Source organism: Caballeronia glathei (genome assembly GCF_000698595.1).
Classification (GTDB): Bacteria; Pseudomonadota; Gammaproteobacteria; order Burkholderiales; family Burkholderiaceae; genus Caballeronia; species Caballeronia glathei.
The window spans coordinates 1-14787 of record NZ_JFHC01000117.1 but is presented as its reverse complement, the minus strand read 5'-3'; the positions used below and the strand labels follow the sequence as shown (position 1 = coordinate 14787).

12 protein-coding genes and 1 pseudogene are annotated in these 14787 nt (G+C 64.4%); 8 read left to right on the top strand and 5 right to left on the bottom strand.

Features of this window, described 5'->3' with window-relative positions; genetic code table 11:
- Positions 1–112 (bottom strand): annotated as a pseudogene (locus BG61_RS44455) (HD domain-containing protein); the annotation flags it as partial.
- Between the two features lie 671 nt (positions 113–783).
- On the opposite strand from BG61_RS44455, the gene BG61_RS36050 reads away from it, so the two are divergent.
- Positions 784–3969: a bifunctional diguanylate cyclase/phosphodiesterase gene (locus tag BG61_RS36050; protein WP_035940004.1), complete on the top strand. Its 3186-nt coding sequence runs from the start codon at positions 784–786 to the stop codon at positions 3967–3969.
- Between the two features lie 47 nt (positions 3970–4016).
- On the opposite strand, the gene bamA is transcribed toward BG61_RS36050, so the two are convergent.
- Both bamA and BG61_RS36040 read right to left on the bottom strand, forming a co-directional pair.
- The gene (gene bamA, locus BG61_RS36045; protein ID WP_081868305.1) at positions 4017–6335 is read right to left on the bottom strand and encodes an outer membrane protein assembly factor BamA; all 2319 of its coding nucleotides are present in this window, start codon (positions 6333–6335) and stop codon (positions 4017–4019) included.
- Positions 6336–6435: 100 nt separating this feature from the next.
- Positions 6436–6837 carry a hypothetical protein gene (locus BG61_RS36040; RefSeq protein WP_035939988.1) on the bottom strand — a complete coding sequence of 134 codons (402 nt, stop codon included), beginning with the start codon at positions 6835–6837 and terminating at the stop codon, positions 6436–6438.
- A 458-nt stretch (positions 6838–7295) separates the two neighbouring features.
- On the opposite strand from BG61_RS36040, the gene BG61_RS36035 reads away from it, so the two are divergent.
- Together BG61_RS36035 and BG61_RS36030 are read left to right on the top strand one after the other, a co-directional pair.
- Positions 7296–7499, top strand: a complete 204-nt coding sequence (locus BG61_RS36035; protein ID WP_035939989.1) for a DUF3563 family protein — start codon at positions 7296–7298, stop codon at positions 7497–7499.
- Between the two features lie 316 nt (positions 7500–7815).
- A complete protein-coding gene (locus tag BG61_RS36030) occupies positions 7816–8133 on the top strand; it encodes a hypothetical protein (protein WP_051673024.1) in 318 nt (105 codons plus the stop codon).
- A 359-nt stretch (positions 8134–8492) separates the two neighbouring features.
- Here BG61_RS36030 and BG61_RS36025 read toward each other — a convergent pair whose 3' ends face one another.
- Positions 8493–8999, bottom strand: coding sequence for a universal stress protein (locus BG61_RS36025; protein ID WP_035939991.1), 507 nt, complete (start codon positions 8997–8999; stop codon positions 8493–8495).
- A gap of 140 nt (positions 9000–9139) precedes the next feature.
- Between BG61_RS36025 and BG61_RS36020 the strand changes: the two genes are divergently transcribed.
- Together BG61_RS36020 and BG61_RS36015 are read left to right on the top strand one after the other, a co-directional pair.
- A complete protein-coding gene (locus tag BG61_RS36020; protein ID WP_269472460.1) occupies positions 9140–9364 on the top strand; it encodes a sensor histidine kinase in 225 nt (74 codons plus the stop codon).
- Positions 9365–9444: 80 nt separating this feature from the next.
- The gene (locus tag BG61_RS36015) at positions 9445–10128 is read left to right on the top strand and encodes a response regulator transcription factor (RefSeq protein WP_035939994.1); all 684 of its coding nucleotides are present in this window, start codon (positions 9445–9447) and stop codon (positions 10126–10128) included.
- Between the two features lie 206 nt (positions 10129–10334).
- Here BG61_RS36015 and BG61_RS36010 read toward each other — a convergent pair whose 3' ends face one another.
- Positions 10335–11237, bottom strand: coding sequence for a LysR family transcriptional regulator (locus BG61_RS36010; protein WP_035939996.1), 903 nt, complete (start codon positions 11235–11237; stop codon positions 10335–10337).
- Between the two features lie 136 nt (positions 11238–11373).
- Between BG61_RS36010 and BG61_RS36005 the strand changes: the two genes are divergently transcribed.
- From BG61_RS36005 to BG61_RS35995, 3 genes are all read left to right on the top strand, one after another.
- Positions 11374–12111: an SDR family oxidoreductase gene (locus BG61_RS36005; protein ID WP_035939997.1), complete on the top strand. Its 738-nt coding sequence runs from the start codon at positions 11374–11376 to the stop codon at positions 12109–12111.
- Positions 12112–12159: 48 nt separating this feature from the next.
- Positions 12160–13062, top strand: a complete 903-nt coding sequence (locus BG61_RS36000; RefSeq protein WP_035939998.1) for an SDR family oxidoreductase — start codon at positions 12160–12162, stop codon at positions 13060–13062.
- A 226-nt stretch (positions 13063–13288) separates the two neighbouring features.
- On the top strand, positions 13289–14320 hold the full coding sequence (locus tag BG61_RS35995) for an acetamidase/formamidase family protein (RefSeq protein ID WP_035940000.1): 1032 nt from the start codon (positions 13289–13291) through the stop codon (positions 14318–14320).
- Positions 14321–14787 lie beyond the last annotated feature (467 nt).

Genomic DNA, 14787 nt, shown 5'->3' with positions numbered 1-14787 from the left:
ACACGCGCGTCGAATGATGAAAGAGCAAATCCGATTCGGTGTCGCGAACGAGCTGCGTCGCTTCGCGCGCCATCTTGCTGTCGGGAATCCTGATACCGGCAATAGTCGTCATGCTTGCTGCTCCAGTGATGTGCCCGGTCGTGCCATTCGCCGCTCAGGACCGGGCAAGGCTGCGTTAGAGGGTGCGTGACTTGCTCTCGCCGGACCACTGCATGCGAACCGCTCTTCGATCTGCGGTGTCGCGCGCTGGAGATGCCGCCAGTGCAAGTGCCACGGTCAAAGTATCGATGGCCGACAGGTCTCTTTCAATCGAAGAAGAGCGTCGAACCTGGCCAAGAAGACAACGTTTTCTGCCAGCAGGAAAGCGGCCGTGTCGGCTAATGCGGTGCAAACGCGCCACGCGTCAAGGGCATGGCGCGTGTCAGGTCAGCGCCGGTGACATGGATAAATCCGGCCTTCTCTTTCCATGGAGTTTCCCGGCCAGTTCATCAAGCCTTCTTTTGAAAGCTTGAATATTCGATGTCCGTAAAGACATCGAATTACCCGCTAAAAGCCGTCGAATGGCCTGTTCGGTCCGCTTGATTTCCTGCACCGCAAAGGCACAAATCCGCACCACGATAGTGAAAGATAATCAAACTATAAATATCAATAATTTTCTGCCGATAGCCATGTTATCCAATGCTTTTTTCTCTCTGAGAAAAGCAGATGCACGACTATTCCAGCGAGGTCGATGGTGAGGCGTTATCGAAACGTCAGTCCGCCGGTGCGGCGGCGGCGCGCCCTATGAAGGGCAATCCGTTTTTCAGGTTTCTTGCGAGGCTCCGGGTCGGCCGCAAGCTGCTGCTCATCTATCTGCTCGACCTGAGCGCGGTCATCTACATCAGCGGCATCCTGATCCACGAAAAGTATCTGGCCATCGATTTCTCCAACAAGGAGATCGTCGGCAACGCGTATGTGCGCACCGTGCGCGACGCGCTGGTGGACGTCGCGCTCGCGGGCGCCGGGCAGCCTCCGCAGCCCGCGCGCATTGCGCAAACGCAGGCGAATCTCGCCGAGTCGGAGCGCCGCTACGGCGACCACATGGAAAGCGCCGCGCTCAACGAACGCGTGCGCGAAGCGCTCGGGGCGATGGCGCGCGAGAGCGTGCCCAGGCCCGCCACCGCCAACGCCGCGCTCGATGCCTGCCGCGAACTGATCACCCGCATCGGCAACCAGTCGAACCTGATTCTCGATCCCGACCTCGACAGCTACTACGCGATGTCGCAGTCGATCCTGCGCTACCCCGCCCTGCTCGATTCGGTCAACGGCATCGGCCGCCAGCTGCATGAAGGCACGGTCACGGCCCGTTCGCGCGAAGAAGTGCGCACGCGCTATCTCGTGCTCGAAGGGCAGCTCGACGCGGTGCTTCAGGGCCTGCGCTCGGACTTCGTCGAGGCGGGCGCGGCGAACCACGCGCTCGAGCTCGCACTCGCGCCGTCGGTCGAACGGATGCGCACGGCGGTGGAAGCGTTCCGGCATGCGGCGCGCATCGTCGTGGACAGCAACGAGCCGGCGGACGCAGCGATGCTTTCCATCGTCGATGCCGCGCAACAGGCGCTCGTGATCAGCGTGAACGAAGCGTGGCGCAATACGGGCGAGCATCTCGACAGCCTGCTGCACGCCCGCGTGCACCGGCTCTTCTCGCGGATGTGGCTGCATCTCGGCACCGCGCTCTTTCTGCTGTGCACGATCCTCGCCATGGTGTACTTCGTCGCGCAGCAGATCTCATGGCCGCTGCGCAAGCTCGCGGGCGTGATGGACACCGTGCGGCGCACCGGCGACCATTCGCAGCGCGCGACATGGCACAGCCAGGACGAGATCGGCCAGCTCGTGCGCGGTTTCAACGACATGCTCGAACAACTCGACCGCGAGCGCGATGTCCAGAAGGAGCTTGCCGCAACGGCGCGCGCCTCCGCCGCGCAGTATGCGCTCGTCGAGGCCACGCCGGTGCCGATGGTCGTCACGGCCATCCCGGGCCACGAGGTCCTGCATGCGAACAAGCCGGGCCTCTTCTGGCTCAACGGCTGCGCGACCGATCCGTGGGCATTCAGCCTCGACTCGTCGACGCGCGCACGCTTTTTCCAGCAGCTCTCCGATCACGATGCCATCGACGAATTCGAGGTGCACTGGAAAGGCACCAGCCAGCCGACATGGGCGATGCTCTCCGCGCGGCGGCTCGACTTCCAGGGCCGCGACGCGATCCTGACCGCGTTCACCCCGATCAACCAGATCAAGCTCATGGAGCAGCGCCTGGAGCTGTGGGGCAAGGTGTTCGAGGCGTCGTCCGAAGCGATCGTCATTCTCGACGGACAGGCCCGGCTCGTCACGGCGAACCCGTCGTTCTATCGCGCGACCGGCTATCGCATCGACGACGTGGCGGGCAAGCCGCCCTCCTTCATCTTCGGCGGCACAGGCGATCACGGCGCCGACGGCGGCGCGATCCCGGGCCTCGCGAGCATCGACCGCAAGAGCACGTGGCACGGCGAAGCGCAGGTGCGGCGCCGCGAAGGCGGCGACTATCCCGCGTGGCTCATGATCAGCGCCGTGCGCGACAAGCGCGGCAACATCTCGCATTACATCTGCACGCTGATCGACATCACGGACCGCAAGAAGAGCGAGGCGCGCATCCAGTTCCTCGCGGAGCACGACGTGCTCACCGAACTGCCGAACCGCGCGCTTTTCGCAAGCAGGCTCGGCGACGCGATCAGCCAGGCAGGGCGCGCGCGCCGGCGCGTCGCGGTGCTGTTCATCGACCTCGACCGCTTCAAGAACATCAACGATTCGCTGGGGCACCATATCGGCGACGGACTCCTGCGCTCGGTCTCGCGCAGGCTGCTGAAAGCCGTGCGCAGCAACGACACCGTGAGCCGTCTCGGCGGCGACGAATTCACGGTGATCCTGAACGGCGTGACCCACGCCGCGGACGTCACCCGCACCATCGACCAGCGCCTGATTCCGCTGCTGCGCGAGCCGCATGCGGTGGGCGGCGTGACGCTGCAGGTGTCGTGCAGCGTCGGTGTCGCCCTCTATCCGGACGACGGCAGCGACATCGACACGCTGATGCAGAACGCGGACGCCGCGATGTATCAGGCGAAGGCGGCCGGGCGCAACCTCGTGAAGTTCTTCTCCGCCGACATGGCCGAGCACGCGCGCTACCGGCTCACGCTCGAAGCGTGCCTGCGCACGGCCATCGAGCGCAACGAAATGCGGCTCGCCTATCAGCCGTGCCTCGACGCGCGCACCGGCGCGCTTGCGAGCGTCGAGGGCCTGCTGCGCTGGGAGAGCCCGCAGCTCGGCGCGGTGCCGCCCGCGGAGTTCATTCCGGTCGCCGAGGAAACGCGCCTCATCGTGCAGATCGGCGCCTGGGTGATCGACGAGGCTTGCCGGCAGATCGCGCAGTGGCGCGAATCCGATGCGCTCGATATCCGCGTGTCGGTCAATCTCTCCGCGATCCAGTTACGCGACCCGGATCTGGTCGGCGTGCTGTCGCACAGCCTGGCGAAACATCGTGTGCCGCCGGAGAGCCTCGAACTGGAGATCACCGAAACCGTGCTGATGGACAGCGCCGAGAACTACGTCGACGCGATCAGGGCGATTCGCGGGCTGGGTGTCAGGCTTTCGCTCGACGATTTCGGCACCGGCTACTCGAGCCTGAGCTACCTGAACCGCTTCCCGCTCGACCGGCTGAAGATCGACCGCGCGTTCGTGCATGACATGCTCGAAGCGCCCGCCGATCTGGCGATCGTGAAGGCGATCATCGAACTCGGGCATGAACTCGGCCTGCGCGTGGTGGCGGAAGGTGTCGAAAGCGAGCATCAGGCGCACATCCTGCGCGGCATCGGCTGCGATGAACTGCAGGGGTTCCTGTTCTCGACGGCGCTCTCGTCGAAGGAATTGTGGCGATGGACGAACGAGCGCGAGGCGGCGTGAAGTGACGTGAGGCGACGGCATGAAGCGGCATGTAGCGGAAGCCCGCTTCAGAACGCCGTGCCGATCTGAAACTGGAATTTCTGGTACTGGTCGCCCTCGTGCTTCTGCAGCGGGAAACCCAGGCTCAGCTTGAGCGGGCCAATGGGCGAAATCCACGCGAGACCAACGCCATAACCATAGCGCAGACCGTTCGCACCGGTGGTCGTCCCGCCCTGGCCCGGGTCGCCCCACACGTTGCCGCCGTCGAAGAACGTGAACACGCGCAGCGTGCGGTCGTAGCCCGTGCCCGGCAGCGGGAACGTCAGCTCGATATTGCCGACCGCCATGCGCGAGCCGCCGATCGGGTCGCCGGTGGTGGCATCGCGCGGACCGAGCGAACTCGGCTCATAGCCGCGTACCGAACCGATGCCGCCCGCGAAATAGTTCTTGAAGATCGGATACGTCTGACCGTCCAGCCCCTTGCCGTAGCCGCCCTGCAGGTTGAAGCCCAGCACGAAGCCGCGCGCGAACGAGTAATAGTACTGCGCCTGGGCATCGACCTTGATATAGGTCGTGTTGCCTAGCGGCGTGCCGTATTCGGCATTGGTCTGCGTGTAGTAGCCGCGGCTCGGCACGAGCGCGCTGTCGCGATTGTCGCGCGACCAGCCGACCGTCAGCGGGATGTTGTTCACCACGCGGCCGAATTCCTTCACGTAGGCAAGGTAGCTCGCCGGCGTCGCCGAATCGACTTGCAGCCGGTTCTGCTCGACGCCTGCACCGAAGTACACCGTGTCCTGCTCGGAGAACGGAATGCCGAACTTCGTGTCCGCACCCACGGTGACGATCTGGAAGCTCGAATCCGTGGAGAAGATCAGCGGCTGATAGGTGCGGTAGTAGGCATCGGTAATGCGCTTGATGCCGTCGATCGTGAAGTACGGATCGACCTGCGTGACCGTCAACGTGCGGAAGGTCTTGGCCGTGTTGACGTTCACCGAGAGGCTCGTGCCCGAGCCGAACACATTGTCCTGCGAGACGCCCGCCGAGAGCACCACCTTGTCCGTCGAGGAGAAGCCCGCGCCCAGCGTGATCGCGCCGGTGGGCTTTTCGGTTACGGCCACGTTCACATCGACCTCGTCGTTCGTGCCTTCCACCGGCGTGGTGGTCACCTCGACGTTGGTGAAGTAGCCGAGACGGTTCACGCGGTCCTTCGACAGCGCGAGGCGGGTCGAGTCGAACCACGAGCTTTCCAGCTGACGCATCTCGCGGCGCACCACTTCGTCGCGCGTACGCGTATTGCCCACGATGTTTACGCGGCGCACGTACACGCGGCGGCTCGGATCGACCTGCAGCGTGATATCGACGGTGTGGTTCGCCTGATCGATGCTCGGCTGCGCGTTGACCTGCGCGAACGCGTAGCCATATTCGCCGAGCTTGTCGACGATCGCCTTGGTCGTGGCCTGCAGCTTTTCCGCCGAGAACCGCTCGCCCGGCTTGACCGTAATGAGCTTCTTCAGCTCCGCCTCGCGGTCGAGCAGATTGCCCGCGAGCTTGATGCTGTTCACCTTGTACGGCTCGCCTTCGTGCAGCGAGATCGTCAGGTACATGTCCTTCTTGTCCGGCGAGATCGAGACTTGCGTCGATTCGATGTTGAACTCGAGATAGCCGCGGTTCAGGTAGTACGAGCGGACGTTCTCGAGATCGCCTGTCAGCTTTTCCTTCGCGTACAGGTCGTTCTTGGTGTACCAGGAAAACCAGTTCGGCGTGGAGAGCTGCATCTCGTCGCGCAGCGTGCTCGTGCTGACCGCCTGGTTGCCGATGAAGTTGATCTGGCGGATCTTCGCACTCGGGCCCTCGGCCACCGAGAACAGGATCGACACGCGGTTGCGGTCCACCGGCGTGACCGTGGTCGTGACCTCCGCCGCGTAGAAGCCGCGCGTAAGGTACTGGCGCTTCAATTCCTGCTCGGCCTTGTCGACGAGTGCCCTGTCGTATGAACGGCCTTGGGACAAGCCGACCGAATTCAGCGCCTTCGTCAGATTGTCCTTGTCGAATTCATGAAGACCGGCAAAGTCGATCTGCGAAATCGCCGGACGTTCCTGCACCTGCACCACGACGACATTGCCCTGCGTGGCGACCTGCACGTCGTTGAAGAAGCCCGTTGCGTAAAGGGCGCGAATGGCCTCGGATGCCTTGTCGTCGGTGAACGTGTCACCCTGCTTCATCGGCAGGTAGGCGAACACCGAACCCGGCTCGATGCGCTGCAAGCCTTCGATGCGGATATCGGCGATCACGAACGAGTCGGTGGCGTTCGCCGAGACCGCCGTCACACCCAGACCAACGAGTGCCAGTGCCCTCGAGCAGCAGGACCAGAGGATTTTTGCCTTCATGCAGAGATAGGTAAAAGGGAAATTCGACTCGGCACGAAAAGCCGCCGCCGTTCTTCCTGACGACGGCACACGGCATGCGCAAGTGGCCAGGTGATTCGTTCTATTGCAGACTGAAGCCGGAGATGTCGCCGGCTTTGGCGAGCCCCGTGACGAGCGCAAGCACTTCGCTCAACTGCAGTGCCTGGTTCCGGTGCAGTTGAAAGGACAATTCCGCGCCGCCGGGCAAGCGGAACGTAAAGATCAGATACGGGGCCCCGCCCGCGTCCTTGCCGAGCGCCCATGCTTCGCAGGGCATCGCGAACTTCACGCTCTTTTTCTTGCTGCGAATGCGCTCGGAGGAGCCGATGGCGTTCGACAGGGCCGCCAGGAGTTCGTGCATGACCGAGCAATGCAGCGCGACGCGATCCGGCTGATTGCTCTTCAGCATCAGGTATTGACCATCTTCCGTCAGCTCGAAACCATGGATCGAGTTGATCGCGAATGCGAGCGGCGGGGGTGACATGACTTACTCCGAGGCGAGCCAGTCATTGAGTGTATGGACACTTCACGCAGGCAATGTTACCTACGAATTACTGAAGATTTCTTCCATCCGGCAACCGATGTCCGCCCTCCGGTTCGAGTGTTTGTGGCCTGATCCATAGCTGCTTGTAAGGCTGACGATCTTCGAACACCGCTCAGTCCGGCCGCGCGGTGGCTCGCTGAACCGGCTTCCGCGAACGGCCGGAGACCACGTGCTCTGGCATCGCGAGGGGTCCTCACGCTCGCGCATCGCGCGCTTGCGGAGCATCGCCCTGCCGCGAGGCACTGTCCTCATATTCCGCTCATTCTCGACGACTATCTTTACTTGTGTCGACGAACCGCGCAGTGCCCGCAAAAGGCGCGGCGGCCGTCTCAACCGGGCCGACTCGCAAGACGCCTGACGCGACCGGCGAACCGTCTCCACACATAACGGAGTCCATCATGTTTGCATACCTTTCCGACGTTCTTCACAACGCCACGTCTTATGTCCGCGATCACCGGCGCGATGATTATCTGGCCGCATCCAGCGATCTCGCCGATCTCGAACACCGGATGCGCCGGCTCGAAACGGACAACTTCGATTGCTGGCCGCAAGCCGCCACGGATGCGTCCGATTACGCGGACCGGCAGCGGTCGCGCTATTGAAATGCGACTTGCATCCGCCGCGCGCGTTCCGCGGCGGATGCAGCCGCCAGCTCTGCACCCATTCAAACCGCAGCAGTCGTGTTGATGCGCGACGGCGTGACCTTCTCCTTCCACCACCTCGGCCTGCCGACGACAGCCGCGCGCAACGGCGCGGCGCGGCGTTCGGCCGGGCCCATGGCCTCGGTTTCATGCCGCGTGTCGTGACGCCAGCGGCCAGGGCGCGGCTCCTCATTCTTCCCTCACTTTCTGCAAGCACACTGTAGTCATGCAGCGAGGCAACAGGCCCGCGGCGAATCCAGCCCAACAGGAGAACGAGATGAAAGCGATGAAGCAGATCATGGTGGCCGCCGCGCTGAGCGCCGGTCTGGTGACGGCGGCGCAGGCGCACATGTTCGTCGGCGTGGGGATTGTCGGCGGACCCGTGTTTCCCGTCGCCTCGACGGCGCAGTCCGCGCCTCCCCTGCCGGTCTATCCCCAAGCCATCGGCCGTGCGCCGCTTCCGCCGGACGCGCCGCCGCCGGTGTTTGCGGAGCCTGTCGTATCGAGCTATTCGGCCCTGGTCGGCGATGCGGCTACGGCGCCGGGCACGGGACAGGGCGTGAACAGCGTCGATTCGTCGAATCAATCGATGTGAGGACGCGCGGCGCGTCCTCGTCGCCGCACCCCGTGTGACCTTGCCAGGTCGCAAGGGACGATGACCGCGCGTCGCTCTCGCGCGGCGGCGGCACAAGACTCCGGCAAAACCAGACGCATCAGCGCGCGCTCGCGCGACAACGCTTCGATAGCAACGCGTATCGAAGCGCCCGCCGCTCAGGCATCCACACCGCCTGCATCCACCGCGCTGCAATGACCAATGCGCAACAGGATGCGCTCGGGCATGCGTGCGAGCGTCCATGAAGTCACTCGATTCCGCCGCGCTTAGCCTCCCGGCGAACAGCGCGGCGTGGGCCTGACTGAAGAAACTATCACCGTGGACGATTCAGCGAACCCGCCTCACGCGTTGCTGTGCACACGGTCCGACGCGCTGCGAACCGCCAGTCCGGCCGCTTCCCCGGTGGGACCTTGCGACGCAATCAACACTTCACAAGCGGTATGCCGGGAAACGGCGTTGCGCACATGATTGGCCCCCAGACCAAAAAACGTGTGCTTGCGGGGCCCGAGCACGATCAGGTCGGCGTCGAACCGGTTCGCCGCCTCCGCGATGACACGCCCTATGCTCATTCCGTCGCGCCGCAGCGTCACTGTCTGCCACGCGCCTTCGATGCCCGCATCTTCGATCAATGTTTCGCTGCGCCGCTGGATCACGCGGGCGAGTTGCTCGGCCAGAGGCAGCGCGTCGCCACCGTAGCAATCGACGTTGCCCCCGGCCCACCACGGAGCGGAGTCGATGACGTGGATCGCCGTGAGACGCGCGTTGCATTCGCGGGCTCGCGCGATGCCGGTGGCGAGCGCCGTGTCGCTGCAGCTCGGGCCCACGGCTACGAGAATATGCTTGCACATGGTGACTATCTCCATTGAGGAATCGCCGAACCGGCGCGGTGTGTCGAACGCCGGTCAGTCTTGGTATGACTCGATATTGGGCCGGCAAAGTTAGGAAACAGTGAGCGTGAAGGGCGGCACGATCGGCCTCTGCAATGCGCGTGACGGATCGGACGGTGTGCGTGGAGGTTGTCGATACCGGGCCGGGCATCGACGAGGCATCGCTGCCGCGCGTGTTCGACCGTTTCTTTCACGCGAATCCGGATAGCGAAGACAGCGGGCTCGGCCTCTCGATCGTCAAGGCCATTGCGGTACGCTGCGAAGGCAGCGCAACGCTCAGGAACCGCGAACCTGGTAAACGTGCCGGCTGGCTCTCGGCGATCTAAAATGTTTGGGAAAGGATGGTGTAATTAGTCAGACGCTTCATATATCCGCGCACCCGGTTCAATTCAGTGAAGGACACACCATGCGAATCCTTCTGATCGAAGACGACGTGCAGATCGGCACCAGCCTCATGCGGGCGTTGAAGGACGCCGACTATGCCGTCGACTGGGTACGCGACGGCGTCGCGGGCAGCGAGGCCATTGCGGCTGCGAGCTACACCGTGGTGCTGCTCGATCTCGGCTTGCCGGGCAAGACGGGCATCGAGCTTCTGAGGGATGCGCGCGCCGCGGGAAATGCGGTGCCGGTGCTCATCCTCACGGCACGGGATGAACTGGATACGCGAGTGCAGGGTCTCGATGTGGGCGCCGACGACTACGTCCTCAAGCCCTTCGACATTCCGGAGCTGCTCGCGCGGATTCGCGCCGTGCTGCGACGCAAGGCGGGTTATGCGGTCTCGCGCCTGGGCGATGAATCCGTCTGTCTCAATCTCGACGAGCGGACGCTCACCTGCAACGGGACCGCCGGGCCGCTCTCGGCGCGCGAGTTCGCGCTGATGCTCGCATTGCTCGAGCGGCCGGGCATGATCTTCTCGCGCGCCCAGCTGGAAGACCGGCTCTATGGCTGGGGCAAGGAGGTCGAGAGCAATGCTGTCGACGTCCTGATCCACTCGGTGCGCAAGAAGTTCGGCGCGGGCGTCATTCGCAATGTTCGCGGACTCGGCTGGACGGTGATGCTCGACGGTGCCGTGCGCCAGGATGCAGGCTAGGGGCGTGCGAAGGGCGCTCGCGGCGGGCTGACCGATACGGGTTCGCGAGCGGGTCGTGCGTGACGGGCTTGCGCGTTTCTGGCGAGGCGACGCCATAGTCGGATACGTGGGAATGTCCGGGCGCGGCCACGCCCCTGGCCATGCCGGGCACATCGCATGTCTTCATGACGGGCAGCATCACGCCGATGCGCTACGCCCATGCCCTGTCAGGCCATTCCCCCGCTGCGCGCGGCGAATTCGCGCGTCGCCCAGTCGAGGAACACCCGCACGCGCGGTGAAAGCTGCCGGCTGCGTGCGTAGAGCAGCGAGACCGGGACTGACGGCGGCGGGAAGCCCTGGAGTACGGCAACGAGCGTCCCCTGCTTCAGTTCTTCCTCGATGTGGAACCGGGGAACCTGCGCCAGCCCGAGTCCCAGCCGGATTCCGACGAGATAACTTTCCGGTCCGGTCACCGAAAGCGTGCCCGGCAACGAAACCGTCCGGACATCGCCCTTTTCCATGAATTCGAGCGGAGCGAGCGTTCCCGTGGTGATCGAGCGTATTCCGACTGCGCGATGTCCCGCGAGCGATTCGATGTCGGTCGGCGTTCCGAAGCGCGCGAAATACGCCGGCGTCGCGCAGGTCAGCCGCTCCAGCATCGCCACGGGACGCGCCACCAGATCGCTGTCGGGCAGCTTCCCGTAGCGCAGCGCGCAATCCACCCCCTCCTGCACCAGATCGACCCAGCGATCGCTCTCGCTGAGGGAGAGCTCGACGTCCGGATATCGTGCGAAGAATTCGGGCAGCGCCGGCATCAGGAAGTGCCGCGCGATCGTGCCCTGCACCTCGACGCGCAGCATGCCCTTCGGCTGCACGCCGCTGAACGCGCCCTCCGCTTCTTCGATGTCTTCGAGGATCGCGAGGCAGCGCCGGTAGTAGGCCTCGCCATCGAGTGTCGGCTTCACGACGCGCGTCGTGCGCTGAAGCAGCCGCGCCCCGAGCCGCGTTTCCAGTTCCTTGATGGCATAGGTGACGGTGGAGCGCGGCAGTCCGGTGTCGTGGGCGGCGAGCGTAAAGCTGCGCCGCTCGACGACCCGGGCGAAAAGCCGCATGGCTTCGAAGCGATCCATGGTCCCGTCCTGTTACCCCCTATTGTTCGAGATGATTGCACAACGATGGCAATTTCAGGGTGATTATCTTTGCCCTCCGTTCAGCGATAGTACTTCCACGCCGCCGCTTCCGGCGGTTCACAACAGGAGAGAAATCATGAGCAACGAACGCAAAGTAGCCATCGTCACCGGCGCATCCCGCGGCATCGGCGCAGCGATTGCAAGGCGCCTCGCGCGCGACGGCATGAATGTCCTGGTCAACTTCGCGGGCAATGTGCGCGAGGCGGAAGCCCTCGTCCGCGAGATCGAGAAAGCGGACGGCCACGCGATTACCGCCCAGGCCGACGTGCGCGACCCCGCCGCCGTGGCACGGATGTTCGACGCAGCCGAAGCGGCCTTTGGCGGCGTGGACGTGCTCGTCAACAACGCCGGCATCATGAAGCTCGCGACGCTCGCCGAAACCGACGACGCCACCTTCGACAGCCAGGTCGCAATCAACCTGAAAGGCTCGTTCAACACGCTGCGCGAGGCGTCCCGCCGCCTGCGCAACGGCGGCCGGATCATCAACATCTCGTCGAGCGTCGTGGGCCTGTATCAGCCGACTTACGCCGCGTATGCCGCCACCAAGGCGGGTGTCGAAGCGATGACGCACATCCTCACCAAGGAACTGCGCGGACGCAACATCACCGTGAACGCGGTCGCACCGGGGCCGACCGCGACGGATCTGTTCCTCGACGGCAAGCCGCAGGAAGTCATCGACCGGCTCGCGAACATCTCCCCGCTCGAACGCCTCGGGCAGCCCGCCGAAATCGCGGCTACGGTGTCGTTCCTCGCCGGTCCCGACGGCGCCTGGATCAACGGCCAGACACTGCACGCCAATGGCGGCGCCATCTGAACCCAGATTACGAACAACCCGAAACTCATCGCGGCTACGGAGCACATCATGAACAAGAAGACCATCCTCGTCACCGGCGCATCCAGCGGCTTCGGGCGCCTCACGGCCGAAGCGCTCGCGATGGCGGGCCATACCGTGTACGCCTCGATGCGCGAGACGGCCGGGCGCAACGCTCCCCAGGTCGAGCAGGCGGCGGCCTTCTCGAAGGAACACGGCGTCGACCTGCGCACCGTCGAACTCGACGTGCTGTCGCAACCCTCGGTGGATGCAGCCGTTGCCAGCGTGATTGCGGAGAGCGGGCGCATCGACGTGCTGATCCACAACGCCGGGCACATGGTGTTCGGCCCCGCCGAGGCCTTCACGCCCGAGCAGTACGAGCAGGTCTACGACGTCAATGTCCTGAGCACGCAGCGCGTGAACCGCGCCGTGCTGCCGCATCTTCGCGCGCAGAAGCAGGGACTGGTGGTGTGGGTATCGAGCAGCAGTTCCGCGGGCGGCACGCCGCCTTACCTCGCGCCGTACTTCGGCGCCAAGGCCGCGATGGACGCCATCGCCGTGCAGTACGCACGTGAACTGAGCCGCTGGGGTGTCGAAACGTCGATCATCGTGCCGGGCGCCTTCACGGGCGGCACGAACCACTTCGCGCATTCGGGCCGTCCCGCGGACGAGGCTCGCGCGGCCGACTACGAAGCGGGGCCGTATGCCGGATTCGGCGAGCAGGTGCAAAAGGCCTTCGCGGACATCGTGCCGCCGGACGCCGATGCTTCAGCGGTGGCGAGCGCCATCGTCGACGTGGTCGATGCGCCGTTCGGCAAGCGGCCGTTCCGGGTTCACATCGACCCGACCGGGGACGGGGCCGACGTCGGGTTCACGGTGCTCGATCGTGTGCGCGCCGAGATGCTGCATCGCGTGGGCTTGTCGGATCTCCTGAAGCCCAGCATCCTCGTTTGATCGCAGGGGCCCGGCTCGGGACCCGCCTTGGGTGACGCAACGCCAGCATCGAACCGAAGCGCTCGCCGGCGCGCCCGCGCTTCGCATCGGTGCCCCGGCGGCGCGGGACGGTGCGCTCACGCACAAGGTTTTGTACGCAGTCAGCCAAGTGCATCTATTCTGTCGCCCGTACGATCCGTCATCGGTCGCGTTGCACCGATCGCCCTCTTACGGAGTTCAAGAAAGCATGCTGCACGACCTGCCTGCCATCCGGGAAAATGTTCACTGGGGATACTTCGACGCGGCGCTGGCGCCGGCGCTCGTCGTCGAGAGCGGTGACTTCGTTCGCACCGAAGCCATCACGCATCATGCGGGCGACGCGCCCGAGCTGATGATGGACGAGAAGGTGCGCGCGCTCTACGAGACGATCCCCGAATCCGATCGCGAGCCCGGCGTGCATCTGATGACGGGGCCGATCTTCGTGAAGGACGCGAAGCCCGGCGACCTGCTCGAAGTGCGCTATCTGCAAATGATTCCGCGCTTCAACTACGGCTCGAATCTCGCGGCGCACTGGGGCCATCTGTTCGGCGACTTCGAGAAGGAGCGCGTCACGATCTACGAACTCGATCAGGCGTCGAACACGGCGCACGCGCTCTATGCGTATGACTATCCCGGCAAGTATCTCGTGCCGGGAAAGCGCTCGGAGATTCGCGACTGCTGCCGCGAACTCGCGCTCGAAGGCATTCGCGTGCCGGTGCGGCCTCACCTCGGCACGGCAGGCGTCGCCCCCGACGTGGCCGGCCGCGTGAGCACCGTGCCGCCGGGCGCGCATGGCGGCAATATCGACAACTGGCGCATCGGCGCGGGCTCGACCATGTACTACCCGGTCGCCGTGGACGGCGGCCTGTTCTCGATCGGCGACCCGCATGTCTCGCAGGGCGACGGCGAGATCAGCGGCACCGCGATCGAGGCGTCGCTCAATGTGATGTTCCAGATCGTGCTGCGGCGCGATTTCACGTTTCCCTCGCCGCTCCTGGAAACGCCGGACTTCTGGATCGTCCATGGCTTCGACGAGGACCTCGACATCGCAACGAAGAACGCTTCACGCGACATGCTGTTGCTGCTCACGGAGCAGCAAGGCCTGTCACGCGACGACGCCTATTCGCTGATGAGCGTCGCCGCGGATTTCGCGGTGACGCAGGTAGTGGATGGTCGTCAGGGCATTCACTGCAAGATCCCCCGCAGCATTTTTCCTCCGAAGAAAAAGCCTCGCGCGTGAGGGATGCGTGAGTAGTGCATGAGCGGTGCGTGACTTGTGCGTGCGTTCTGCCTGAACCGCGCACGCCCGTCGTTCACGCCCGCATGCGGCGCGCTCGTCATCCGCGCACCCCTCTGCCTTCCACACACGCCCTCTTGCGCCGCTCCCCCGCGTACAGGGCGTCTTCGCCGTTCCGCACCTTCCGCTGCATACGTTAAGCGCGATGCCTTTGGCACGATGCATCGTCTCGCCATAGGTCAGTCCTATGGCGGGCAGAGCCAACTCATATTTGCGGACTGCGCGCACTCCGATTCAAATGAGGTCTGAGGTGACCGTCCGGCCGTCACGCTTGCGTGCAACGGCCTGGCCGCAACCTGCCCACTCACGGCGCCCCGGCACAGAAGGCGCCACTCAAAGTACCTTGGAGACGACCAATGAAGATAGTCGTAGCGGTCAAACGCGTGGTCGACTACAACGTGAAGGTCCGC